A 23324-nucleotide genomic window follows, 5' to 3' on the forward strand; every position below is an offset into this window, starting at 1 on the left:
CGAACTACTTATTCTTCAGAGCCCACATTGCGAACCGAAATTGTATTCGCTTCGATATCTTCGCGGTGGAACCAAATTGGCGCCAACTGCGGCATATCTGAATACAATTCAGTTTGATCAAGGAAATGCGGTGAACGAATATCTGAAGATTGTGAATAGGTTAATAATCCACGGCCTACTGGGCCTTCTTCAGTGAACTCCATTACAAACATCCAGCTTGAACCACTAGTTATGTGGTAACCCTCTTCTGAAAGCTGAGTACCTGGCAAGCTCGGGTAGCGGTGGCGTGGTAATAACGTACCATCATCAGCGCCTTGCGAACGAAACACGTTAAAGCCGCCTTCGATGTTATTCGCGCCGCCCCAAGGTAACCGATTCCCGCTCGCTACACCGTTTGGTAAGCTGCGCTCAACAAACTGCACATCACCAAGTGGATCCAACACACTAAAGCCAGCTGCTTCAATTGTTTGCACTGCTTGTGCTAACAACCGTAGTGCAGCAGCATCACTGCCCAAGCCTGAAGGCGTAGTTAGTGGTTGTTTGAAGTTATACGGCACAGCCCAAGTAGGGTTGCGGCTAAACTTCTCAGCAAACTCACGGAACACCAAAGCGCCAACACTATCTTTGTTCATGCGGCCATCCCACATTGCAAGTGCGGCACAAGCTTGTGCAACATTTACGCTGCTTTCGCCTACTTCAACTGGCGTTGTACCTTGCGCAGTACACGCGGAAATTAACTGCGGTAGCAACTCTTCCCCAAGGTATGCACGGTTGCTTAAAAGGGTTTCTTCCAATTCAAGTAACGTAATTGAATTGGATTCCATCAACTTTTTCTGCGCCATGCGTGAACGCAACGTTTGTTGATCGTTTACTGGGCCGAACAGCAAGAAATCAAATTCATCATTTGTGATAATTGGCGCATCGGGGTTTGTTAACCAGAAGCTATTGTTTGAGTTCTGCACGAAATCGTTGCGGCGCAAACGCGGCGCACGCTCATTCGGTACTTTGCCTAACGGGCGGAAAATCTCACTATTACCCGGCACCAACGTAAACGGTGCTTGGCCACGAATGGCTAACAATGGCAGGCTAGTACGAATAGTTTCAAGCGCTTCAGGGCGTAAATCAGGCACTGAGGAACCATCGGTAAAGAAAGCATCGCCATCTTTATCAACAACCATTGCGTTGTTAAAGATTAACCCACTGTACTTAGCAAATAACGATTCAACTTCATCAATATCAGAAGCCAAGTTCAGCCCCAACCAATGATCGAAGATATCCCAGTTTGGTAAGTTAGCATCATGCAAAGCAAATGCAGAAGTAGTGCCAACTAGATCCATACCCCATTCAAATGCACCAGGAATGGTCATTAATGGGCCAAACGAACTATGGTAGAACGTTTTTTCTAACATAATTGAAGAATCAGGGCCTGTAGCTACCTGAATCTGATATGTTTCCGGTTCGATTTGATGCTGCTTGCCATCAACTAAGTAAGTTAAACCAGTTGAATCACTTTCATCTAGCTCAAGTTGATAAACAATGAAGCGTTCTGCAGTAGAGAAGGTATGTGTCCACGCAATATCTTCGTTGTAACCAATGTTCACAATTCCAGGCATACCTGCAAGTGAACCGCCCACAACTTTCAACTCACCCGGAATCTCAATACCGAAACGCCAAAAACGTTGATTACCAACGTGTGGAAAATGCGGATTCGCCAATAACATACCTTGGCCACTTGCCGTCATTTCGCTACCTAGCGCCCAGCCATTTGAACCTAGTTCAGAAGGGTTAACATCAGGCATGGAAACTGAAGAAGCACTGAAATTCGAAGCATAACCGGTGGCACCCATAGGCGTAGGTGCAAAATCTTCACCCGGAGGAGCCGCAATAAACAATGGTTGTAAGAAGTTCGCAGCCCCAGGAAGCAACGCCACACCTAAGGCATAAGTAAGCATATCAACACCCGTGATTGGGCGCATCCAAGCCCCACCCGCACATGGCTGAGCAATGTTATCCACACCGGTTTCACTTAGGTACTGGTTGTAACCAGCCGCGTAACCTTGTAACAACGCTTGGCTTTGCGTACTTAGGTTGCCAATATTTTCTTCCGCTAGATCACGAATACCTAATGCTTTATAGGTAAAATCGTTAATTACGTTGCCGCTATCGCCAGAGCCCGGAACCGCATCGGGGCCAAAATAAGCAGAACGCTGTGAATTAAAGCGCACAATTTGATCGGCCAATATACAAATATTATCTTCCGCAAATGCGAATGCAGTGCCGTAAGCAATCCCTTCTAAACTATCGGAGGTAATGTAAGGCACACCATAATCAGTACGGCGAATTTCGGCACTTACTTCACCCGAGGCATAGCTGGTTACCGCTGGGAATTCGTAATCTGATTGAACTGGCGGATAAGGAGGCCCCGGAGGCGGAGTAGGTGGGTTCGGGGTAGAAACTACTTCTGAATCGCTGCTTGAAGAGCCCAAGCAACCGGTTAATGCAAACGAGCAGGCTATAGCCAACGCGCTAACACGAAGCACCCCACGCCCGGTAAGGGCTGTGCGTGCTTTAGAAACTGAATTAGACATTATGGAATCCTTGTTATTGTCATTATTTTAAAGCCTGCCCATAAAAAACAAGCAGCTTCCAGTATTAACGCCAACAAGGCAAAGGTCAAACCAGCAATGAAACTGCACATAAAACAAAGGCTTCCAAATGGAAGCCTTTGTGTACATTAAAACTTTTCAGAGTTATTCAGCGCGGGTAATACCCAGTAACTCTACTTCGAAAACAAGTGTTGAATATGGCTGAATTAAACCGTTGGCACGTTCAGTAGCGCCATAGGCAAGCTCTGCAGGAATCACGAAGCGATATTTTGCACCTACTTGCATCAGTTGCAAGCCTTCAGTCCAGCCCGCAATTACACGGTTTAATGGGAAGCTAATAGATTCACCACGCTCATACGAACTATCGAAAACTTCGCCTGAAACTAAGGTGCCTTCATAATGAACTTCAACCGTATCTTCCGCATTTGGCCGCTCGCCATCACCTTCTTGCAAAACTTCGTATTGAAGCCCTGATTCGGTAACTACAACACCATCACGGGCTGCATTCTGCTCTTGAAATTGAACACCAATGGCTTGGTTCTGCACCATTGGCTCACTGCCCTCACCACGTGGTTGGGTTAGAATATCGCGAATGATTTCCCACTGCTCATCAATTTCTTCATCGGCTAAGCGGCTTACACCGTCTACTGAATCAGAGAAGCCAGCCACTACCGCTGGGCCAGTTAGGCCTTTCTCTTGCTCCAACAACAAATCATTTACAGTAAGTACCTGAACCGCCATATAAGCGCCCAAGGTGTAAAGCATTTCACTTACTTCATCATCTTCAGCTGGTGCGTACTCCATGATTTCAGGCAAGCCTGTCAGCATGTTTTCTTCGGTGATACCACGATTCTCTAATTCAAATTCAAAACGCTCAACTTCTGCGCGTGGGCTCAAATGTAAGAGATCGATAAAACCTACTACCATGATGCTTTGCTTTTCGGCATCATCTAAATCTGGGTATTGCTCAAGCACGTTATCAATCAATTGGCGTGCTTCGCGCAGCGATGCTGCACCCACTGAGTATGAACGCAGATCTTGTTCATCACTTAGGTTTACTTCTTTCGGTGCTTGGCCACAGGCCGCAAGTGCTAGAGTAATTGCTGCAACCGATAAGAATTTAATCATTAACTTCATGAATTTCTCCGCTATCATATAGATTCAACGCTGAACGCGGTAAGGTATGCGAACGCGAAAGGCGCACTATCATATACGTAAATAGCCTCCAATGACTATGGGATAACGAAAGAATGACAGATTTTCCGGCTGAATCGCCGCAAAATAACAGTTACAGCGTACTTGAACAGCGTATTGTAGATTTAGAAAGCCAATTGGCATTCCAAGAAGATACGATTAGCGAGCTGAATAAATTAGTAACGGCACAAAGCCAAGAGTTACACCGAATCCAAAAGCATTTGGTATTAGTAGCTGAACGCTTACAGCAAATTCCAGAAAGCCAAGATCAAGCAGCTGGCGATGAGCGGCCACCGCACTATTGATCTGCAAGCGCAATTAAGTGTTAAAAAGCTCATAGTGAAGAGCAGAAAAGCGCGCAATAAAACGAGAGAGGAAGTTTAATGTCAGCACGCCACCCTATTATCGCCGTAACCGGCTCTTCCGGTTCAGGCACTACCACTACCAGCCAAGCGGTAAGGCATATTTTTCGTTCGTTGCGCGTTAATGCAGCTTTTGTAGAAGGTGATAGCTTTCACCGTTACACCCGTCCAGAAATGGATGTAGCTATTCGTAAAGCGCAAGAGCAAGGCAAACACATTAGCTACTTCGGCCCGGAAGCTAACGATTTACAAGCGTTGGAAAACCTATTTGCTACCTATGGTGATTCAGGCAATGGTGATTATCGGCATTATTTGCACAGTTTCGATGATGCCGTGCCCTACAACCAAATGCCCGGCACCTTTACGCCTTGGGAAAAGTTGGAGAAAGATACTGATCTGCTCTTCTACGAAGGTTTGCATGGTGCCGTGGCGGGTGAAGATTATGATGTGGCCAAGCATGTTGATTTAATGATTGGTATGGTGCCGATTGTTAACTTGGAGTGGATTCAAAAAATTATTCGCGATACTTCCGAGCGCGGCCATTCGCGAGAATCGGTTGCCCAGAGCATAATTCGCAGCATGGACGATTACATTCACCACATTGTGCCGCAATTTTCACGCACCCATATCAATTTTCAACGCGTGCCTACGGTTGATACTTCAAACCCGTTTAGCGCCAAAGATATCCCTTCCATGGATGAAAGCTTCGTGGTTATACGGTTCCGTGGCATTACCGATGCCGATTTCCCCTATTACCTGCAAATGATTGATGGTGCTTTTATGTCGCGTATTAACACCTTAGTAGTTCCGGGCGGCAAAATGGGCTTAGCTATGGAGCTTATACTCACACCCTTGATTCAACGCTTGCTGGAAAAACAAAAAAAAGCGCTCAAGGATTAAACCCCGAGCGCTTCTTCTAGTTTTTTCTAACTGCTTAAACAATGCGTTTAAGCATCAACCACTTCAAAGCTATGAGTAATATTCACGCCAGCGCTCAGCATAATCGATACCGAGCAATATTTATCGGCACTTAGCTTCACAGCACGTTCAACATGTGTGGGTGATACATCGGTACCGTGCACGATAAAATGTAAATGAATATCCGTAAACACCGCGGGCACTGAATCGGCGCGTTTACCTTCAATCGCCACTTCACAGCGCGCAACTTGCTGCTTAGTTTTTTCTAAAATACTCACTACATCAACCGATGCGCAACTACCCGCCGCCATTAACACCATTTCCATGGGGCTCGCGCCATTGGCTTTATCACCATCCATCAACACAGTGTGGCCACTGCCCGAGGTAGCTTTAAACTGCATACCTTGTTGCCACTCAACGTGGGCGCTCATATTGCTATTACTCATGCTTAGCTCCTGTGTTCAAACCCATATGTAGGGCTGTGCGAAATATCACGCCTAAACCAGCGCGATTAAAACCGCAAACCTGGGTTCAAGGTTGCTGGAAAATCTACCTTCTCAGCTTCTACCGAAGCCACCGGGTAAGCACAGTAATCAGCCGCATAGTAGGCACTTGGCCGATGGTTACCACTTTCTCCAATACCACCAAACGGCGCCGCACTGCTGGCACCCGTAATAGGCTTGTTCCAGTTCACAATGCCGGCACGGATATGCGTAAAGAAATGATCCCAATCAGTGCGCTCATCAGCTAACAGGCCTGCTGATAAACCAAAGCGCGTGTTGTTTGCTTCTGCAATAGCTGCATCGAAATCGTTGTACCGATACACTTTCACCAATGGCCCAAAATGCTCTTCATCTGGCATTTCGTTGATAGTAGTTACATCAAGAATACCCGGCGTTACAAAACCTTTTTGGGCATCTGGCTGTTCCATTTTCAACAATGATTTTGCGCCAGCAGCCAATAACTCTTCTTGAGCTGAAACCATACCTGCCGCAGCTTTAGCAGAGATCATAGCGCCCATAAATGGCTGATCGTCCGCATCGTAATCGCCCACTTGAATTTGCGCGGTTACTTCTAAGAAGCGCGCTAAAATTGCATCGCCATTTTCACTATTTTCAATGAACACACGGCGCGAACAGGTGCAGCGCTGGCCACTGGTAATAAATGCCGATTGCACTAAATTATGAACAGCAGCATCAATATCTTCTACGCCTTTCACGATAAGGGCGTTGTTGCCACCCATTTCGAGGGCAAGAATTTTATCTGGGCGGCCACCAAACTGATCATGCAGCAACTTACCGGTAGTAGAAGAGCCAGTGAAGAATAAGCCATCCATTTCTGGGTGCGAAGTAAGCGCTTTGCCGGTTTCAACGAAACCTTGCACTAGGTTTAATACGCCTGCAGGTAACCCCGCCTCTTCCCAAAGTTTCACTGTTTCTTCGGCAAAATATGGAGTAAGTTCGCTGGGCTTAAATACCACCACGTTACCCGCAAGTAATGCCGGAACAATGTGGCCGTTTGGTAGGTGGCCAGGGAAGTTATAGGGGCCAAACACCGCAACAACACCGTGTGGCTTGTGGCGAATGAATGCTTTTGCGCCCGGCATTGGGTTTTCTACCGTGCCAGTACGCTCATGGTAAGCACGCTCAGAAATCGCTACTTTACCCACCATGGCGCCAATTTCAGTGCGGGTTTCCCACAATGGCTTGCCGGTATCTTTGGCGATAACTAACGCTAAACGTTCTTTGTTTTCTTCTAGCAACTCAGAAAAACGCTTAGCAATCGCCAAACGTTCTTCAAAACTTTTCTGCGACCATGCAGGGAATGCAGCCCGTGCTGCTTTCATTGCCGCATCAACTTGGCTAGCAGTGGCAGCTCGGCCACGCCATACCGTTTCATTTTTAGCTGGGTCTATTGAGGTCATTTCAACCCCTTCACCAGCAACCCATTGGCCATTAATCCATAAAGATTTTTCAGTAGAGCTCATTTCAAATCCTCTCTGTTGTTCTTGCAAAAGTGTTTTAAAGAGCAACAAGGCGCACTTGATCGCCAACACTTACTTGTAATGCATCAGCCTGCTTCTGGGTAAGAATCACGTTATCACCACAGCAGTTCACATCGGCTTGGCAAGCCCGAAAATCAGCCACACGCGTATTACAAATCAATACGGTTTCGCTTACTTCCGGCTGGCCAATTTGTACTTTCAACAAACGGCTATCTCGCACTGAGCGCAATTGGCTAATTTCAGCTTCAACCGTAGGCCCGGCATCAAAAATATCTACGTAACCGCGATAACGGAAGCCTTCCGATTGCAAAAGTTTCAGTGCCGGCAATGTATCGCCATGCACTTTACCTATCACTTCTTGCGCAGCTTCACCGAGCATGTTCACATAAATCGGGAACCGTGGCATCAATTCAGCAATAAAGGTTTTCTCGCCCACGCCAGTAAGATAATCAGCGCTGGGGAAATCCATAGTGAAGAAATGCTTTTCTAGCCACGCCCAAAACGGCGAACGGCCATCATCATCGGAAACACCGCGCATTTCAGCAATAACTTGCTTGGCAAAGCGTTCTTTAAATTGCGCCATAAACAACAAACGGAACTTCGAGAGCACCCGGCCATTACGGCCCTTGCGATAAGGCTCCCGCAAAAACAAGGTGCAAAGTTCACTCACGCCAGTGTAATCGTTACACAAGGTAAGAGTTTGCAGCGCATTATAAATATTGTGCTTTGGTGAATGATGCACCACCTTACCTAAGTGATAATGATAAAACGCATTGCTCAGGCCTACCGCCGCTTCAATACCACTCACACCCACGATATCGCCGGTGCGGGTATCTTCCATCACGAACAAATAGCCTTCCTCGCCCGGTTGTGCAACCGTGCTTTTACCAAAGGCTTCTTGCGCACGCTCAATACGGCTGCGTAATAGCGCTTCATCAACTGGCAATGAAGTGAACCCATGGCCCGATTCCACTGCACAGTTATATAGGGCTTCGTAATCGCCTTCAACGATTGGCCGAATCACCAACATAAATTTTCCTTAAGTTCGTTCGCTTGCGTGCCGTTGCTGTTTTTAGCTATTCGCAGCAACTACTTTCGCTACCGCTTCTTCAAAACGAGCCATACCTTCTGCAATATCAGCTTCTGGAATTACCAGCGAAGGAGTAAAGCGAATAACATCCATACCCGCAACTAACACCATTACTCCGGCCTCTGCGCCTGCTACTAAGAAATCGCGCGCCTTGCCTTTGTATTTTTCGTTTAACGCCGCGCCTAGCAACAAGCCTTGGCCACGAACTTCTTCAAATACGTGATATTTATCATTGATTTTTTGCAGTGCATCACGGAACCACTGTTCACGCTGCTTAACGCCATCGAGCACTTCTTTGGTGTTCACTACATCCATCACTGCTTCTGCCACAGCACAACCCAGTGGATTACCACCATAAGTGCTACCGTGGGTGCCTGGCTTCAAATGCGCAGCAATTTCTGCAGTGGTTAACATGGCACCAATTGGGAAGCCGCCACCTAATGCTTTTGCCGTAGTGAGGATATCTGGCGTAATGCCCGCTTGCTCATACGCGTATAAAGTACCCGTACGGCCAAAGCCGCTTTGCACCTCATCAAAAATAAGCACTGAGTTGTGCTTATCACAAAGCTCGCGCACGCCTTTTAAGAATTCTTTAGTGCCCGGAACAACACCACCCTCTCCTTGCAATGGCTCAACCATCACCGCACAGGTTTTATCCGACATCACCGCCGCTAAGCTTTCAAGATTATTGAACTCAACGTGCTGCACGCCGCCTGGCTTAGGCCCGAAACCTTCAGAATAAGCCGCTTGGCCACCCACAGTTACGGTAAAGAACGTACGGCCATGGAAACCTTTATGGAACGCGATAATTTCTTGCTTCTCTTCGCCATACACTTCAAGTGCATACCGGCGTGCAAGTTTCAGTGCCGCTTCGTTTGCTTCAGCGCCTGAGTTGGCAAAATATACCCGCTCAGCGAACGTAGCATCGGTTAGCTTTTTAGCTAAACGCAAAGCTGGTTCGTTCGTTAATACGTTGCTTAAGTGCCATAATTTGTTGGCTTGCTCAGTAATCGCTTTCACCATCGCCGGGTGGCAGTGGCCTAAACAATTTACAGCGATACCGCCGGCAAAATCGATATACTCGCGGTTTTCTTGATCCCACAAACGTGAACCTTCACCGCGCACAGGAATAATTGCCGCAGGGTTGTAGTTTGGCACCATCACTTCATCGAATAACGCACGGGTAACTGGCATAACATCAGACATTCAGAATCTCTCCTTTATAGCGCTCGCAGAACACAATTTGGCGGCGCGATCTATGGTACATAAAGCTACATCTCAAAAGTGCTGTTAACACCAAAATGCTTTCGTTTTTTACTTGCCTTATCGGCTTCTTTTTAAATTGTACAGACAAGTACAGATGGCCGCTATTATGGCACGTTCAGCGGGAAATGTCTGTGCTTGGGGGTGGTTGCAATGAAAGGATTTTAGAGGCTAAAACTAGATTTGCGAATAACCCGCATAACTATGCAATTAAGTAGAAATTGCGCGCACAGATGCAAAGCTCTGCGCACAGATCAGCTAATACTTATTCTCGGCTGCATATATGGAAATATTTTTAATCAGTAGGCTAAATTTGTTGTGGAAGTGGTTCGCGTTGCCCTGTTTCGAGCGCCAGCAGTTTTTCCGGGCTTAGCCCCGGCAGCAGTTTGCAGAAATTCACCAATACTTGGTGGCCATATTCGCTTAACACTGATTCTGGGTGAAACTGCACGCCATAAATGGGCAGTTCGCGATGTTGTAGTGCCATAATTTCAGGGCTCATACCTTGATCAGCAACCCGTGCGGTTACTTCTAAACATTCTGGCATACTGCTTTCGCGAAGCACTAACGAATGATAACGCACCACATTAAAGCACTCAGGCATGCCTGCAAACAATTTACTCCCGTTGTGCTGCACCTTCGAAAGCTTGCCATGCATTACTTCATTGGCGCGCACCACCTCGGCACCAAATACTTGGCCAATGGCTTGGTGGCCTAAGCACACACCTAAAATAGGCAGCTCGCCCGCTAATTGCTTAATCGCTTCTAAACAAATACCAGCCTCGCTTGGGGTGCAGGGGCCCGGCGAAATAATCAGTGCCGCCGGCTGTAATGCACGAATATCAGCTACGCTGAGAGCATCGTTACGCACAACCTGCACTTCTTGGCCGAGTTCTTCAAAATACCGCACTAAGTTGTGGGTAAAAGAATCGTAGTTATCGAGCATTAAAAGCATGTTGTTCCTTTCACGTTTTATTAACTAGGTTTTACTAGCCCCAGTTTTGTTTCCAAAAGCAACTTCCGAAAGCGCAGGCTACCCAAATACAAAAATCCATGCAAGCCCCGATGTAGCCTGATTCTCAGGCAGTTAGCGAGCAATAAACCAGCAGCCTGTAAAATAAGTGTAATTTACACAACGATTTAACCTAAAGTTTACACCGAAAAGCCAGCGGTGGCGGGGATTTAAGCCTATGATCATGGTTAGCTCAATCAAATTTCGTTACCACTTGGTACCGAACCATTGAGTGTTGGAGAACAACTCCCAAAAGGATATACATTATGAAACTCAAAACACTTACGATTGCTTGCACCTTGGCGCTAGGTTTTTCAACCACAGTAGCTTTGGCTGAATCACCATCTTTCTCATATATCGAAGCAAGGTATGTAGAGCTCGATGAAGCAAATACTACGTTTGATGGATACGAAGCCGAATTATCAGGCCGCTTAGGCCGATACAGCTTTCTATCATTAAACTACGCCGATGTTTCTGGCGATTGGGCAGGCTTTGCCAACGCCAATCTAGAAATGGCAACAGCTCGCCTTGGCTTTATTTTTGGTGAAAACCAGCCACTTGTAGCCTATGTAGGCCCGCAAGTTAGCTATATTAAAACCAATTACGGCCCTGGCACCGATGGAAGCTGGAATTCAGAAGGCGATAGCACAACTGAATGGGGTGCCTTTGGTGGTGTTCGCGCAATGGTTCTTCCACGCGTGGAAGTAAACACCGAAATTAGCTACATCGATTTCGATCGCGAAAGCTTTACCTCATATAGTGTGGGCACGCGCGTTTACCTAACGCAAAACCTTGCTGCTACTGGGCAATTGCGCATGGGCGATCTCGATGGCTTTAGCATTGGTGTTAGCTACCAGTTCTAATAGCACACGAGTAGGCATTAAAAAGGAGCCGAAAGGCTCCTTTTTTTGTGCTCGCGTTTGCGAAACAATTATTGCGGCTTGTTCGCTTCGATAAACGGCACTGTAGAGTTAGGCAACATAGTAGTTGGCAACTTGCCATCCCATTTCTCTGCTTTAACTAATTCTACTAGTAGCGGATTATCGGCCAATGCTGCAGCACGATCACGAATCGCTTCTGCTTCGGCACTACCGCGTAAGCGAATGCCATCGGCTTCTGCTTGTGCTTGAGCACGAACACGATCAGCCTCACCCGCTGCACGTGTACGCACGATATCAGCTTCTACACGCTCACGCTCAAGGTTCTGGCGCTCGCGCTCAACCGCAACTTCAGCCAACATGCGCTGCTCAACACTTTCTTCATAAGCGGCACTGAAAGAAACATCTTCCACTTGCACACCCAAAATAATAACTGGCCCGGTTACCGATTGTTGCACCGCTGTCGCCATTTCTGCATTCAAGCGGCCACGTTCACGAATAGAGGTAGCTGCATTGAATTGCCCTAATACTGTTTTCGCTTCTTCTAAAACAATACGGGTAACTTGGCGATCGATAAGCGCCTGGCGCGTACCAAAGTTACGATACACTTCATCTACTCGGCTATTATCAATTTGGTAACGCACAGAAATATTCATCAGCGCTGGCTGTTGATCGTTACTGTAAGCTTCCATACGCTGATACATTTCAACCTGTTCTTGTGTTGAAATTTTACGCACCGCATCTACCAATGGAATCTTAAAGTGCAAACCCGGCTCAGAAACCGAAACCACACTACCGTAACGCACCACAACCCCACGTTCACCTTCATCTACCGTGTAAAAACTTCCTACCGCAAGCAGCAGGATAAAAATACCTACTACCACACTACCTAAAGCCGCTACATTTTTCTTAACCGACATCTATTTAATCCTTTTATTTCTATTTCCAATAATCTCAACAGCTTTAACAACCCCTAAAACCACGAGTATTAGCACTACGGCTAACCCAATCAATGATAATCCAAAGCCCATAATCTTATCTCCGTTGTAATTGCTATTACCTGCCAAGCTTAACACCATTATGGTTCTAACCTAGGAAATAGCTCAAGTGTTTTCGGTTTGGTAGCTTTGTGTGCGGGTTGGTAAAATTAATTAGCTTACAAACATGAAGATAATTTTATCCTCAATTTCATTAGCGTTATTGGCAAGTATTGCTACCTCGATTCAACTAAAAACCGCAATCACGCGCGATTTTTGCTATCTCCAATAAACCCCCTATACTGAGCTATGTGATTGAAAGATAAAGTAACTGTTTGTTTTAGTTCGCAACATTGATAGGAGGCATTTTGAATGCCAAAGAAGCTTGGCTCGAAATCAGCTGTACCCAAAAAAAGCGAACAACGATTTTATGAGTTGATTGAAAGCCTACCCATGGTGGCGGTGCAAGGCTACGATAAACAGCGCCGGGTAATCTATTGGAATGATGCCAGCCGGCACATTTATGGCTACACCCGCGAAGAAGCGGAAGGCAAATTACTTGAAGATTTAATTATTCCTGAACACATGCGCGAAGGGGTTATTGGCGCGCACCAGAATTGGTTAAATAACAACGAGAGTATTCCTGCCGACGAAATTGATTTGAAACACAAAGATGGCCATCTTGTGCCTGTTTTTTCTAGTCATGTAATGATTAAGCAAGATACCGGCGAATGCGAAATGTTCTGCATTGATATCTGCTTGCAAGAACAAAAAACTGCAAAAGAAAAACTGCATTGGATGGCTAATTTTGATGATCTTACCGAGCTACCTAACCGGCGGTTAATGGAGTTCGAACTGGCGGCTAGGCTTGCAAAAGCTGAACGAAATGAAAATCAAGAAATAGCCGTAATATTTATCGATCTTGATAACTTTAAGATTATTAACGATACCTTAGGGCACCATTATGGCGATGAACTTATAACCGCAGTTGCTGAAAGCTTAAAAGCGGAAATTCGCTCTAGTGATTTGTTAACCCGATTTGGTGGCGATGAGTTTGTGCTTTTGTTGTCGGATTTTAATGGCGTTGAAGGTATTCTCGAGCTTATTCAGCGGCTGGTGAAATCGCTAGAACGAGGTTTTAAACTTGATGGCTTACTCTATCAAGTTACGGCGAGTTTCGGTATCAGCTTGTTTCCGAATGATGGTAAAACAGTAGCTGAATTGTTGGGCAACGCCGATGCTGCAATGTATCAGGCTAAAGATAAGGGTAAGAACAGCGTTTGCTTCTATACCTCCGATATAAATGACAAGCTCCAACACTATCAAAAAATAGCGTCTACTTTACACAACGCCCTTGCAAACAATATGTTACAACTGCATTTTCAACCGCAAATTGATTTAAGCGATGGCCATATTCTTTCTTGCGAAGCGTTGTTGCGATGTTCCGATAGCCACTCGAACTCGGTGCCTCCTGATGTGTTTATTCCGGTGGCAGAAAAATCGGGGCTAATTAACCGCATTGGTAATTGGGTTATTGAAGAAGCCTGTAAGCAGCTTGTAGCCTGGAAAGGTACTGCCCTTGAAAACGTGCGAATTGATATCAATTTATCAGGCAAACAACTAATTAACGGCCACTTAGCTGATGAAATTCTGACATCTCTTCACAGTTATGGTTTGCGGCCTTCGCAGTTGGGTGTAGAACTCACGGAGAATGAGGTAATTGGCAGTGATGAAGAGCAGATCGGCCAATTAGAAAAGCTGAAAAATGCGGGTGTGCATATTTCTATCGATGATTTTGGTACCGGCTATTCATCGCTGGTTTATTTACGCAAACTTCCTGTGTGCAGCCTTAAAATTGATAGAACGTTTTTGGTGCACGCCATGGAAAACGAAAGTGATATGGCCATCATGAAAGCCATTATCACAGTAGGCCACAGCTTAGGATTAAGTGTTGTGGTTGAAGGCGTGGAAACTAGCGAACAAGATAAGTTAGTGAAATCGCTAGGCTGTGATCTTGCACAAGGTTACTTATATGCGCGGCCAATGCCGGCAGATAAAATGCCAGAATATCTGAGTTCAGGTACTGAATCATATGTGCGGTGAACCTCATCGACGACTAGGTCGCGGGCTTTTGTTAAAGCTTTTGGAGGATCGTCCAAATCAAATAATTGCAATTTTGAATCAAGTCTAACTTAAATTTTTGTAAATTTTTCGACTATGGCAGTATGTTTGTTGACATAATATTAACATTAGGGTTAGTCTGATCTAATATTGAAATATTAAAATATTAAAATATTAAAATATTAAAATATTAAAAAGGATTGTAAGAATGAAGAAGATTTTAGGAATATTAGGGATTTTATTTTTAACAGTTAACTTTAATTCATTAGCGAATGTAAATAATAATACTGAGTACATGAGCGATCATTTAATTGTTTGTAATAGCGTCCAAGACACCCTCAGTTGTGACAGCGTAACAACAACGTATCTTGAACAAGAAACTCGATTTAAGTTCGGTGATGACGAGCCAGAAGTTTGTACCTTCAACTGCCCCATCGCTCCTGTAGCCCCTGAACCGGGATCCGGAGGGCCTACTTTAAGTGTTGATTATATAATTGTTGACGCTGCAAACGGTTCTGTAACTCGAGTAAAAGTAGAAAGGTTTGCCAACTTTGGGCAAAGTAGCTTTCACGCTACCCATGTGACTCCAACCTCTAATGACATCGCTTTCGGTGTATTGACTTATGAACTCGAAGTTAAATATCTAGCGCTTTTAGAAACTTTAACTTTTACTCAAGCATCTGAAGGAGCCGCATTCCTTAATAGTAGTGGGCAAACTTTATCAGATCTGGGATTTACTAATCCCGGAGCTACCAGTGCTGATGTAAATTCCGTTGCAAGTTGCCCTACTGCATATTCTTGGGTTAGCAATGACCGACCTGACCCTACTCTTCCTTCCTGCAGAGCTTTCATTCAAGGCCAACTTGATCGAATGGGTGCAGAGGCATACGATGGTAGAGGTTTTGGCGCTGAGTTTTACGACACATTGTCTGACTGGGGCGTTGAACTTGACCTTGGTTTCATTAGCGCAAAGGTGCCGGAGCACGGAACATTCCGCATGATCTTTAATAACGACGATGGCTCTCGATTGGTGTTAGACATTCAAATTGATGGTGCGCTGCTAACTGCGGACATCAATATGTTGCATTCTCGTGCGGCAAGTGGCGAGTCACTTGCTACCTTTGATGAAGATATGACATCGGGCTCTGGTTCTCAGGATATATCATACCACGAAGCGAATTCCATCTTCGGCGCATTCGATTGCGGACCACAACTTCGTACACTCGGTGTCCATCAGACTTTCCGAGTTGAATTTCTCGAATTCGACGATCAAGGCAGACCAAGTCGAGTTAGATTCGTTCTTCTAGATCAATATGACGTAAATATTGAAGAAATTGTTTGCACCAACACTTAGTTGTTTGATTAGACGCTTTAAGAACAACTGACTCATCCTAAAATATGTTGACGGGTCAAACACAAAAAGGCCGCCTTGCTGAACTGATCAGTAAGGCGGCCTTCTTTGCATGCACTTTCTAAACGCTACCGCGGTAACACGAACCCTACGGCATCATATACACGGCGCACGGTATCGGCGGCTACTTCGCGGGCTTTGCTAGCACCTTTGGCGAGTACTGCATTCATCGCGGCTTCATCGCTACGAATCTCATGGAAGCGCTGCTGCATTGGCTCTAAAAAGGCTACCACCGCATCGGCGACATCACCTTTTAAGTGGCCATACATTTTGCCTTCGTATTCGGGCACTAACGAATCGATACTGCGGCCAGTGGCACCCGAAAGTAAGGTGAGCAAGTTAGAAACGCCCGGCTTTTCTTCTGGGTTGAAGTAAATGCGTGCTTGCTCATCAGAATCGGTTACCGCACGTTTAATTTTCTTGGCGATTTTTTTCGGTTCTTCTAATAACCCAATGTAGTTGTTGGGGTTATCATCTGATTTCGACATCTTTTTAGTTGGATCTTGTAGGCTCATAATGCGCGCACCGTGCTGCGGAATAAACGGCTCTGGCACTTTGAATACATCGCCATAAATATTATTGAAACGGGTGGCAATATCGCGTGCTAACTCAAGGTGTTGTTTCTGATCGTTACCTACTGGCACTTCATGCGCGTTATACAACAAGATATCGGCGGCCATCAGCACTGGGTAGGTAAATAAACCCGCGTTCATATTCGATTCTTGCTTCTGTGATTTATCTTTGTATTGGGTCATGCGGTTAAGCTCGCCCATTTGCGTGTAGCAGTTCAATATCCAGGCAAGCTGCGAATGTTCTGGCACATGCGATTGCAAGAATAAGGTGCTGCGCTCTGGATCAAGCCCACACGCCATGTATAGCGCAAGGCCATCGAGAGTTGCATTACGCAGTGCTTGCGGATCTTGGCGCACGGTGATGGCGTGTAAATCAACCAGCATAAAGTGGCAATTATGGCTATCTTGCATGCTCACCCATTGGCGCAATGCTCCCATGTAATTACCAATGGTTAATTGCCCAGAAGGCTGGCACCCACTTAATACTACTGGCTTGGTCATTTGTTTACCTACTTTGTTGTTCGCTTTTATGCTTACTTTAAGAAAATTAAGGTTAATGAAAATCAGACCTATGAAGTGCAGGCTTCATGAATTTCATTCAAGTTTGTTTATTTTTAACATGAACCGCATTCATGTTTAACGGTTCTACAGGCTATGCTCGCGTGCTAGCAGCCAATTCTGCCCGCATTTTCTTAATTACTTCAGCATAATCAGGCTGATTGAAAATAGCGGAGCCGGCCACAAACATATCGGCACCGGCATCGGCAATTTCGCGAATATTATCTACTTTCACGCCGCCATCAACTTCTAGCACGATGTTACGCCCACTTGCATCGATACGCTCGCGCACTTGCCGTAATTTATCGAGCGTTGATGGAATAAAGCTCTGGCCGCCGAACCCTGGGTTCACCGACATCAGCAAAATCATGTCCAGCTTATCCATTACGTAATCAAGATAATGCAGTGGCGTTGCTGGGTTAAACACTAAGCCCGCTTTACAACCCGCATCTTTTATCAACTGCAAGGTGCGATCGATGTGCACCGAAGCTTCAGGATGAAAGGTAATCATGCTGGCACCGGCATCGGCAAATTGCGGCACGAGTGAATCTACCGGCTGCACCATTAAATGCACATCTATTGGCGCGGTAACTCCATGTTTACGCAACGCTTCGCACACCATGGGGCCAATAGTAAGGTTGGGCACGAAATGGTTATCCATTACATCGAAATGCACCACATCGGCGCCAGCAGCTAACACTGCATCTACTTCTTCGCCCAAACGCGCAAAGTTAGCCGATAAAATTGAAGGTGCAATGAGAAATTCTGCCATGTGCAATTCCTTACCTGTAGTTTTCTTGTGGTATGCGCCAGCAGAGTGCTTTTGAAACGCATTTACTAGCCGAAGAATAATTGGCGCCTAGTTTAGCAACTCATGGGCTTTCATTCACCTGAAAAACGTTATTAGCGTTTTTTAACATTTGCTGATAAATTACACACATTGAAAATATAAGAAATTGCCTACAACAATTGTAATAAAAAGCAGTTATAAGAAGTAGCATCACTCCCGCAAACGGAAGTATATCCGTTAGGGAAGCGCAGTATAGGAATCAGTATGATAAAAATATCCGTTATCCTCGCAGGTATAGCTGTTGCAGGTTTAATGTCTTGGCAAGTAGCCGCGAACCGCCCCGCAACCGATTGCACAATTAAAGTTTCGATACCTGGCGAGCGCCAAGTGGTGCAGCGTATCGATTGCGCCGCAAGTTTAAACTGGGTTGAGTGGGTATCTGGAAAAAGCCGTTCCCCACAGTTTCACTTTCTTGATTTACTCGAACTTCTATTCGGTAACAAGAGTAACCAGCCGAGTTCTTCCGGTTTAAACACGAACAACCTGCTTACTCATTCATTTTTCCGCTAAGCTCGGATCGTTCTTAAATAGCCCACCCTAAAGGAATCACCATGCACAGCGAACATTCGCAACGCACTGAAGAAACGCATCAAGCCGATAGCGAAAACGGGAGTTTTGAAAAGCCTGGGCTTTGGGCAGTAGTGATGAGTGTATTGGCGGCAATGTTTGGTGTGCAAACTGAAGCCAACCGCCGCCGTGATTTCTCGAGCGGCAACCCCATGGCTTACATTATTGTTTTCGTTATTTTCTTAGCGCTGTTTGTGCTCGGTATTGCTGGCCTTGTTACCTTAGTGATATCGCTCGCGGGCTAGCTTTAAGGAAATATCAACCCCTTAATAAAAACGCCCCGAAGCCTGAACCTCGGGGCGTGCTTGTATCGGCAACCTAATCTTACACTTAAACTTGGGGTTACAGTTACGCGGCGATACCAGAATGGCGCAACAATGGCGCAATATCGGGTTCGCGGCCGCGGAAAGCTTTGAATAGGTCCATGGCATCTCTACTGCCACCCATTTCTAGAATGTTCTCTAAAAACGCGCGGCCAGTATCAGCATTAAAAATGCCTTCTTCTTCAAACCTTGCAAAAGCATCGGCCGAGAGCACTTCTGCCCACTTGTAGCTGTAATACCCTGCCGCATAACCGCCGGCAAAAATATGCCCGAAGCTGTGTTGGAAACGGTTGTAAGCTGGTGGCTTCACTACTGAAACCTGATTCCGCACTGCATCTAAAGTGCCTTGTATATTCACATCGGCGCCAGCTTGGTGAATTTGCATATCAAATAATGAAAACTCGAGCTGACGCACCATTTGCATGGCCGCTTGGAAATTCCGCGCCGCCAACATGCGCTCAAGCAAATCTTCTGGCAGTGGCTCGCCGGTTTCATAATGCCCAGAAATAAACGCCAACGCCTCAGGCTCCCAGCACCAGTTCTCAAGGAACTGGCTCGGTAACTCTACCGCATCCCACGCCACGCCGTTTATACCGGAAACGCCCGCTACATCAATTTTGGTGAGCATGTGGTGTAAGCCGTGGCCAAATTCATGGAACAAGGTAATCACTTCATCGTGGGTAAATAACGCTGGCTTATCGCCCACCGGCTTGTTGAAATTGCAGGTTAAATACGCCAATGGCAGCTGCAATTGGCCATCAGGTAAACGGCGGCGAACGGCGCAATCAGCCATCCAAGCGCCACCTCGTTTCTTCGCCCGGGCATACAAATCAAGATAAAAACCAGCACGCAATTCACCGCTGTTATCACTGATTTCGAAATATTTTACCTGCGGGTGCCACGTTTCTGCTTTGGCTTCTTTAATTTGAATTCCAAATAAGCGTTCAGCCACGGTAAACAAACCCTGCACTACCTTCTGCTCTGGGAAATATGGCCGCAGCTGCTCATCAGAGATATTGTATGAATTCTGTTTTAGCTTTTCGGCGTAATATGGGATATCCCATGAATTCAGCTCGTTAACGCCGTATTCTTTGTTCGCAAAGGCTTTTATCTCAGCCATCTCTTCTTTCGCTTGCGGCAGTGAGCGGCGAGCAAGATCTTGCAAGAAATGCACTACTTGCTCGGTGTTATCGGCCATTTTAGTGGCTAACGACATTTCCGCGAAATCCTCAAAGCCAAGCAGCTCCGCCAACTCGTGTCGTAGCGCCAGAATTTCTTGCATAATCGCGGTGTTATCAAACTTGCCTGCATCAGGCCCCAACTCTGAAGAGCGAGTTACATAAGCTTCGTACATGGTTTCCCGCAGCTTACCGCTATCGGCATACATCATTACCGGCAAATAACTTGGGATATCCATAGTGAACACCCAGCCTTCAAGCTGTTTTTCTTCAGCAGCCTCTTTTGCGCCTGCAATGGCACTTTCTGGCAAGCCCGTTAATTCATTTTCATCAGTTACGTGGGCGAACCAATGGTTAGTGGCATCGAGCACTTGGTTGCTGAACTGCGAAGTAATTTGCGAAAGGCGGTTTTGAATTTCGCCATAACGTTTTTTTGCCTCATCTTCGAGGCCCACACCCGAAAGCTTAAAATCACGAATTGTTTCCGTTACCACACGCTGCTGTGGCTCGCTCAACTGGGTAAACTCCGGGCCGGCTGCCAGCGCTTGATAAGCTTGGTATAGGCCTTCATGTTGGCCTACCCAAGTAGCATATTCGGAGAGTAATTCAAGGCAGCCATCATGAGCTTCTCGCAGCGCTTCTTCGCTCATCACTGAGTTTAGGTGCGAAACTGGGCCCCAAATCTTGGTGAGCTTATCATCAACATGCTCGAGTGGTGCTACCAATGTTTCCCAGGTAGGTGCTGTTTGCCCTACTACTTGTTCAATGGCTTGCCTGCTTTCGGCAATACCTGCCTCAATGGCAGGTTGCACATGCTCTGCTTTAATTTTTGAAAAAGGCGGGTGAGTAAACTCACCAAGCAGAGGGTTCGTTGCATTCATTGTCATTGCTGTTTTCCTTTTAAATCAGGTAAGGAATGGCTTCAACATCATTCAGAAGCACTGCTAGATTCTGGTAATACCCTATTAATGCGGCCGCAAGTGCGCAGTTTCAAGGCCAAGCGCCGGAATCAATCGTTAGGTTGGGGTTTATTCATACGAAAAAACCGATACAATCGATTGCAAAGAACTGTTCATGTCCTTTTGCCAACGGATAACCAACGGAAATTTATGATGAAAACAACAAAAATAATAGCGCTTGCCGCCGGGGCTTCATTGCTGCTAAGTGCATGCGCAACTAGCCCAGAAATGCCTTCGCCGCGCGGGCAAGCTAGCCCAATGCCAGCCGATACCACATTCTCTCTCGCTGATATTTATGCCAGCGATATGTTCAGCGCAAAAAGCTTTCCAACTACCCGTTGGCTAGCCGATGGCTCTGGCTACACCACTTTGGAAAGTGCCGAAGATGGAGGCCGCGATATTGTGCGCTACCACCCAGAAACTGAAGAACGCACTGTGTTGGTATATGCCGCACAACTGCAACCCGAAGGCGCTGAAGAGCCCTTACGCATTGCCAACTACGAATGGTCGGAAGATGGTAAGCAATTGCTTATTTTCACCAACACCAAGCGTTCATGGCGCACACACACTTTAGGCGATTACTGGGTATTAAACTTAGAAAACGGACGCTTAGTACAGCTCGGTGCCGATTTCCCGGCCTCTACGTTGCAGTTTGCCAAGTTTGATCCTGCCGGTAGCCGCGTTGCCTATGTAATGCAGAACAACATTTATGTGCAAGATTTAGCTTCGTTGGATATTACCCAAATCACCAGCGATGGTAGCAGTACCATTATTAACGGCACCTTTGATTGGGTGAACGAGGAAGAGTTTTCGTTACGCGATGGGTTTCGTTGGTCGCCTGATGGCGAACATATTGCTTACTGGCAGCTTGATACCAGTGGCGTGCCCATGTTCACCATGATCGATAACGTGAGCGAGCTTTACCCTACCCTCACTGAATTCCCTTACCCGAAGGTAGGCGAAACCAACTCAGAATTGCGCGTAGGTACTATCTCTGCCAGCGGTGGCGATACTACATGGGTGCAATTACCCGGTGACCCGCGGCAAAACTACATTGTGCGCATGGAATGGGCTGGCAACAGCGATGAGCTAATGGTTCAGCACATGAACCGCGCCCAAAATAACATGCAATTTTGGTTAGCTGAGCGCGCTACCGGTGAAGCGGTTTCATTGATTACCGAGCAGAGCAATGCATGGGTTGAGCAGGTAGATGATGTTCGTTTCTTCCGCGATGGCCAAAGCTTCTTATGGCAGAGCGAACGTTCTGGTTACCGCCATCTATACCGTTTCGACCGCGATGGTAATGGCCTCACGCCATTAACCGAAGGCGATTACGATATCGTGCAAATGCTAGAAATCGTAGCAGATGAACAAGGCAATGGTTATGCCTGGTTTATCGCTTCGCCAGAAAACCCGCTGCAACGCTATTTATTCCGGGTTGATTTAAGCGGTGAAACGCCAGCTGAACGCATTACCCCGCAAGATTGGCCGGGTTATCATGGTTACACCGTATCGCGCGATGGCCGTTTTGCTCTGCACACCGTAACGCGCATGGGTGTTCCTACTGAAACGCGCATGGTGCGGTTGCCAGATCACAGCGTAATTAACGAACTCGAAATGAACACCGAATTGAAAGAAGTGTTGGCTGAAAAGCTTACCGCTGACGTTGAGTTTTTCCAAGTGGAAGCACGCGATGGCCTAATGCTTGATGGTTACTTAAAGCGCCCCGCTGATTTTGATCCAAGCAAAAAATATCCGTTAATTATGCATATCTACGGAGAGCCATGGGGCCAAACAGTAGCCGACCGCTGGTTAGGCCAAACCCACTTGTGGCACGATTACATGACCCAGCTAGGTTATGTGGTGGTTTCTATTGATAACCGTGGCACACGCTCACCACGGGGCCAAGAATGGCGCCATTCGATATACATGCAGCTTGGTATTATCACTGTGCGCGATCAAGCCGATGCGCTTGATCAAATGTTAGCGCGTTGGGATTGGATAGATGGCAACCGTGTAGGTATGTGGGGCCACAGTGGTGGTGGTTCACAAACCCTGAATGCATTATTCCGTTACCCTGAGAAATTCCATGCGGGCGTGGCGTTAGCGCCGGTTCCAGATTTACGTTTATACGATACTATTTATCAAGAACGTTATTCTGGTTTGCTGCCTGATGCGGCAGAAAGCTACGAAGAAACTTCAGCGGTTACCCATGCAGCGAACCTGCAAGGCAGCCTGTTGTTAGTTCACGGCACCGCCGATGATAACGTGCATTACCAAGGTAGTGAACGCTTGCAAGATGAACTTATCAAGCACAACAAACAGTTCCGTTTCATGGGCTACCCGAACCGTACTCACGGCATTCGTGAAGGCGAAGGCACTAGTTTGCACCTGCGCACCATGGTTACTGAGTTTTTCTGGGAATCAATTCCGGTTAAATAAGTACTTACTTATCTAAACATTTAGAACAACAAAGCCCG

General features: G+C 46.3%; 19 protein-coding genes. 8 read left to right on the forward strand and 11 right to left on the reverse strand.

What is annotated here, in order from left to right; all coding sequences use genetic code 11:
• Positions 1 to 8: 8 nt before the first annotated feature.
• Both A28LD_RS04775 and A28LD_RS11895 read right to left on the reverse strand, forming a co-directional pair.
• Entirely contained in the window at positions 9 to 2588 is a 2580-nt protein-coding gene (locus tag A28LD_RS04775; protein ID WP_007419933.1) for a penicillin acylase family protein, read from the reverse strand.
• Between the two features lie 162 nt (positions 2589 to 2750).
• Positions 2751 to 3743 (reverse strand): FKBP-type peptidyl-prolyl cis-trans isomerase, encoded by a 993-nt coding sequence (locus A28LD_RS11895; protein ID WP_007419934.1) that lies wholly within the window; start codon positions 3741 to 3743, stop codon positions 2751 to 2753.
• 113 nt (positions 3744 to 3856) lie between these two features.
• Here A28LD_RS11895 and A28LD_RS04785 point away from each other — a divergent pair, with 113 nt between their 5' ends.
• Together A28LD_RS04785 and A28LD_RS04790 are read left to right on the forward strand one after the other, a co-directional pair.
• Positions 3857 to 4105: a SlyX family protein gene (locus A28LD_RS04785; RefSeq protein ID WP_007419936.1), complete on the forward strand. Its 249-nt coding sequence runs from the start codon at positions 3857 to 3859 to the stop codon at positions 4103 to 4105.
• A 78-nt stretch (positions 4106 to 4183) separates the two neighbouring features.
• Positions 4184 to 5062 carry a phosphoribulokinase gene (locus A28LD_RS04790; RefSeq protein ID WP_007419937.1) on the forward strand — a complete coding sequence of 293 codons (879 nt, stop codon included), beginning with the start codon at positions 4184 to 4186 and terminating at the stop codon, positions 5060 to 5062.
• 47 nt (positions 5063 to 5109) lie between these two features.
• Here A28LD_RS04790 and A28LD_RS04795 read toward each other — a convergent pair whose 3' ends face one another.
• The 5 genes from A28LD_RS04795 to A28LD_RS04815 all read right to left on the reverse strand — a co-directional run bounded on the left by A28LD_RS04795 (position 5110) and on the right by A28LD_RS04815 (position 10393).
• On the reverse strand, positions 5110 to 5526 hold the full coding sequence (locus tag A28LD_RS04795; protein ID WP_007419938.1) for an OsmC family protein: 417 nt from the start codon (positions 5524 to 5526) through the stop codon (positions 5110 to 5112).
• A 65-nt stretch (positions 5527 to 5591) separates the two neighbouring features.
• Positions 5592 to 7067, reverse strand: coding sequence for a succinylglutamate-semialdehyde dehydrogenase (gene astD / locus A28LD_RS04800; protein ID WP_007419939.1), 1476 nt, complete (start codon positions 7065 to 7067; stop codon positions 5592 to 5594).
• Positions 7068 to 7101: 34 nt separating this feature from the next.
• The gene (gene astA / locus A28LD_RS04805) at positions 7102 to 8115 is read right to left on the reverse strand and encodes an arginine N-succinyltransferase (protein WP_007419940.1); all 1014 of its coding nucleotides are present in this window, start codon (positions 8113 to 8115) and stop codon (positions 7102 to 7104) included.
• 42 nt (positions 8116 to 8157) lie between these two features.
• Positions 8158 to 9369, reverse strand: a complete 1212-nt coding sequence (locus A28LD_RS04810) for an aspartate aminotransferase family protein (protein ID WP_272941158.1) — start codon at positions 9367 to 9369, stop codon at positions 8158 to 8160.
• 376 nt (positions 9370 to 9745) lie between these two features.
• Positions 9746 to 10393, reverse strand: a complete 648-nt coding sequence (locus A28LD_RS04815; RefSeq protein ID WP_007419942.1) for an anthranilate synthase component II — start codon at positions 10391 to 10393, stop codon at positions 9746 to 9748.
• A gap of 323 nt (positions 10394 to 10716) precedes the next feature.
• Between A28LD_RS04815 and A28LD_RS04820 the strand changes: the two genes are divergently transcribed.
• The gene (locus A28LD_RS04820) at positions 10717 to 11313 is read left to right on the forward strand and encodes an outer membrane protein (RefSeq protein WP_007419943.1); all 597 of its coding nucleotides are present in this window, start codon (positions 10717 to 10719) and stop codon (positions 11311 to 11313) included.
• Between the two features lie 68 nt (positions 11314 to 11381).
• On the opposite strand, the gene A28LD_RS04825 is transcribed toward A28LD_RS04820, so the two are convergent.
• Complete coding sequence (locus tag A28LD_RS04825) at positions 11382 to 12248, reverse strand: prohibitin family protein (protein WP_007419944.1); 867 nt, start codon at positions 12246 to 12248, stop codon at positions 11382 to 11384.
• A 429-nt stretch (positions 12249 to 12677) separates the two neighbouring features.
• Between A28LD_RS04825 and A28LD_RS04830 the strand changes: the two genes are divergently transcribed.
• A complete protein-coding gene (locus tag A28LD_RS04830) occupies positions 12678 to 14408 on the forward strand; it encodes a sensor domain-containing protein (protein ID WP_007419946.1) in 1731 nt (576 codons plus the stop codon).
• A gap of 226 nt (positions 14409 to 14634) precedes the next feature.
• Entirely contained in the window at positions 14635 to 15780 is a 1146-nt protein-coding gene (locus tag A28LD_RS04835; protein WP_007419947.1) for a hypothetical protein, read from the forward strand.
• A 125-nt stretch (positions 15781 to 15905) separates the two neighbouring features.
• On the opposite strand, the gene trpS is transcribed toward A28LD_RS04835, so the two are convergent.
• On the reverse strand, positions 15906 to 16910 hold the full coding sequence (gene trpS, locus A28LD_RS04840; RefSeq protein ID WP_007419948.1) for a tryptophan--tRNA ligase: 1005 nt from the start codon (positions 16908 to 16910) through the stop codon (positions 15906 to 15908).
• 151 nt (positions 16911 to 17061) lie between these two features.
• Entirely contained in the window at positions 17062 to 17739 is a 678-nt protein-coding gene (gene rpe / locus A28LD_RS04845; RefSeq protein ID WP_007419949.1) for a ribulose-phosphate 3-epimerase, read from the reverse strand.
• Positions 17740 to 18021: 282 nt separating this feature from the next.
• On the opposite strand from rpe, the gene A28LD_RS04850 reads away from it, so the two are divergent.
• The gene (locus A28LD_RS04850; RefSeq protein WP_007419950.1) at positions 18022 to 18327 is read left to right on the forward strand and encodes a hypothetical protein; all 306 of its coding nucleotides are present in this window, start codon (positions 18022 to 18024) and stop codon (positions 18325 to 18327) included.
• Between the two features lie 41 nt (positions 18328 to 18368).
• A complete protein-coding gene (locus A28LD_RS04855) occupies positions 18369 to 18629 on the forward strand; it encodes a DUF2970 domain-containing protein (RefSeq protein ID WP_007419951.1) in 261 nt (86 codons plus the stop codon).
• A gap of 103 nt (positions 18630 to 18732) precedes the next feature.
• Here the strand turns inward: A28LD_RS04855 and prlC are convergent, their stop codons facing one another.
• Positions 18733 to 20772, reverse strand: a complete 2040-nt coding sequence (gene prlC / locus A28LD_RS04860; protein ID WP_007419952.1) for an oligopeptidase A — start codon at positions 20770 to 20772, stop codon at positions 18733 to 18735.
• A gap of 222 nt (positions 20773 to 20994) precedes the next feature.
• On the opposite strand from prlC, the gene A28LD_RS04865 reads away from it, so the two are divergent.
• Positions 20995 to 23286: a S9 family peptidase gene (locus A28LD_RS04865; RefSeq protein WP_007419953.1), complete on the forward strand. Its 2292-nt coding sequence runs from the start codon at positions 20995 to 20997 to the stop codon at positions 23284 to 23286.
• The last annotated feature ends 38 nt before the right edge of the window (positions 23287 to 23324 follow it).

Origin of the sequence: Idiomarina sp. A28L, assembly GCF_000218785.1 — a bacterium.
In the GTDB taxonomy this organism is placed as follows: domain Bacteria; phylum Pseudomonadota; class Gammaproteobacteria; order Enterobacterales; family Alteromonadaceae; genus Aliidiomarina.

Coding starts and splice junctions, on each gene's coding strand:
- A28LD_RS04820 (WP_007419943.1), top strand. CDS start 10,717: ATGAAACTCAAAACACTTACGATTGCTTGCACCTTGGCGCTAGGTTTT.
- A28LD_RS11895 (WP_007419934.1), bottom strand. CDS start 3,743: ATGAAGTTAATGATTAAATTCTTATCGGTTGCAGCAATTACTCTAGCA.
- A28LD_RS04850 (WP_007419950.1), top strand. CDS start 18,022: ATGATAAAAATATCCGTTATCCTCGCAGGTATAGCTGTTGCAGGTTTA.
- A28LD_RS04785 (WP_007419936.1), top strand. CDS start 3,857: ATGACAGATTTTCCGGCTGAATCGCCGCAAAATAACAGTTACAGCGTA.
- A28LD_RS04835 (WP_007419947.1), top strand. CDS start 14,635: ATGAAGAAGATTTTAGGAATATTAGGGATTTTATTTTTAACAGTTAAC.
- A28LD_RS04775 (WP_007419933.1), bottom strand. CDS start 2,588: ATGTCTAATTCAGTTTCTAAAGCACGCACAGCCCTTACCGGGCGTGGG.
- astD (WP_007419939.1), bottom strand. CDS start 7,067: ATGAGCTCTACTGAAAAATCTTTATGGATTAATGGCCAATGGGTTGCT.
- A28LD_RS04790 (WP_007419937.1), top strand. CDS start 4,184: ATGTCAGCACGCCACCCTATTATCGCCGTAACCGGCTCTTCCGGTTCA.
- A28LD_RS04855 (WP_007419951.1), top strand. CDS start 18,369: ATGCACAGCGAACATTCGCAACGCACTGAAGAAACGCATCAAGCCGAT.
- A28LD_RS04825 (WP_007419944.1), bottom strand. CDS start 12,248: ATGTCGGTTAAGAAAAATGTAGCGGCTTTAGGTAGTGTGGTAGTAGGT.
- A28LD_RS04815 (WP_007419942.1), bottom strand. CDS start 10,393: ATGCTTTTAATGCTCGATAACTACGATTCTTTTACCCACAACTTAGTG.
- A28LD_RS04830 (WP_007419946.1), top strand. CDS start 12,678: ATGCCAAAGAAGCTTGGCTCGAAATCAGCTGTACCCAAAAAAAGCGAA.
- A28LD_RS04795 (WP_007419938.1), bottom strand. CDS start 5,526: ATGAGTAATAGCAATATGAGCGCCCACGTTGAGTGGCAACAAGGTATG.
- prlC (WP_007419952.1), bottom strand. CDS start 20,772: ATGACAATGAATGCAACGAACCCTCTGCTTGGTGAGTTTACTCACCCG.
- A28LD_RS04810 (WP_272941158.1), bottom strand. CDS start 9,369: ATGCCAGTTACCCGTGCGTTATTCGATGAAGTGATGGTGCCAAACTAC.
- trpS (WP_007419948.1), bottom strand. CDS start 16,910: ATGACCAAGCCAGTAGTATTAAGTGGGTGCCAGCCTTCTGGGCAATTA.
- astA (WP_007419940.1), bottom strand. CDS start 8,115: ATGTTGGTGATTCGGCCAATCGTTGAAGGCGATTACGAAGCCCTATAT.
- A28LD_RS04865 (WP_007419953.1), top strand. CDS start 20,995: ATGATGAAAACAACAAAAATAATAGCGCTTGCCGCCGGGGCTTCATTG.
- rpe (WP_007419949.1), bottom strand. CDS start 17,739: ATGGCAGAATTTCTCATTGCACCTTCAATTTTATCGGCTAACTTTGCG.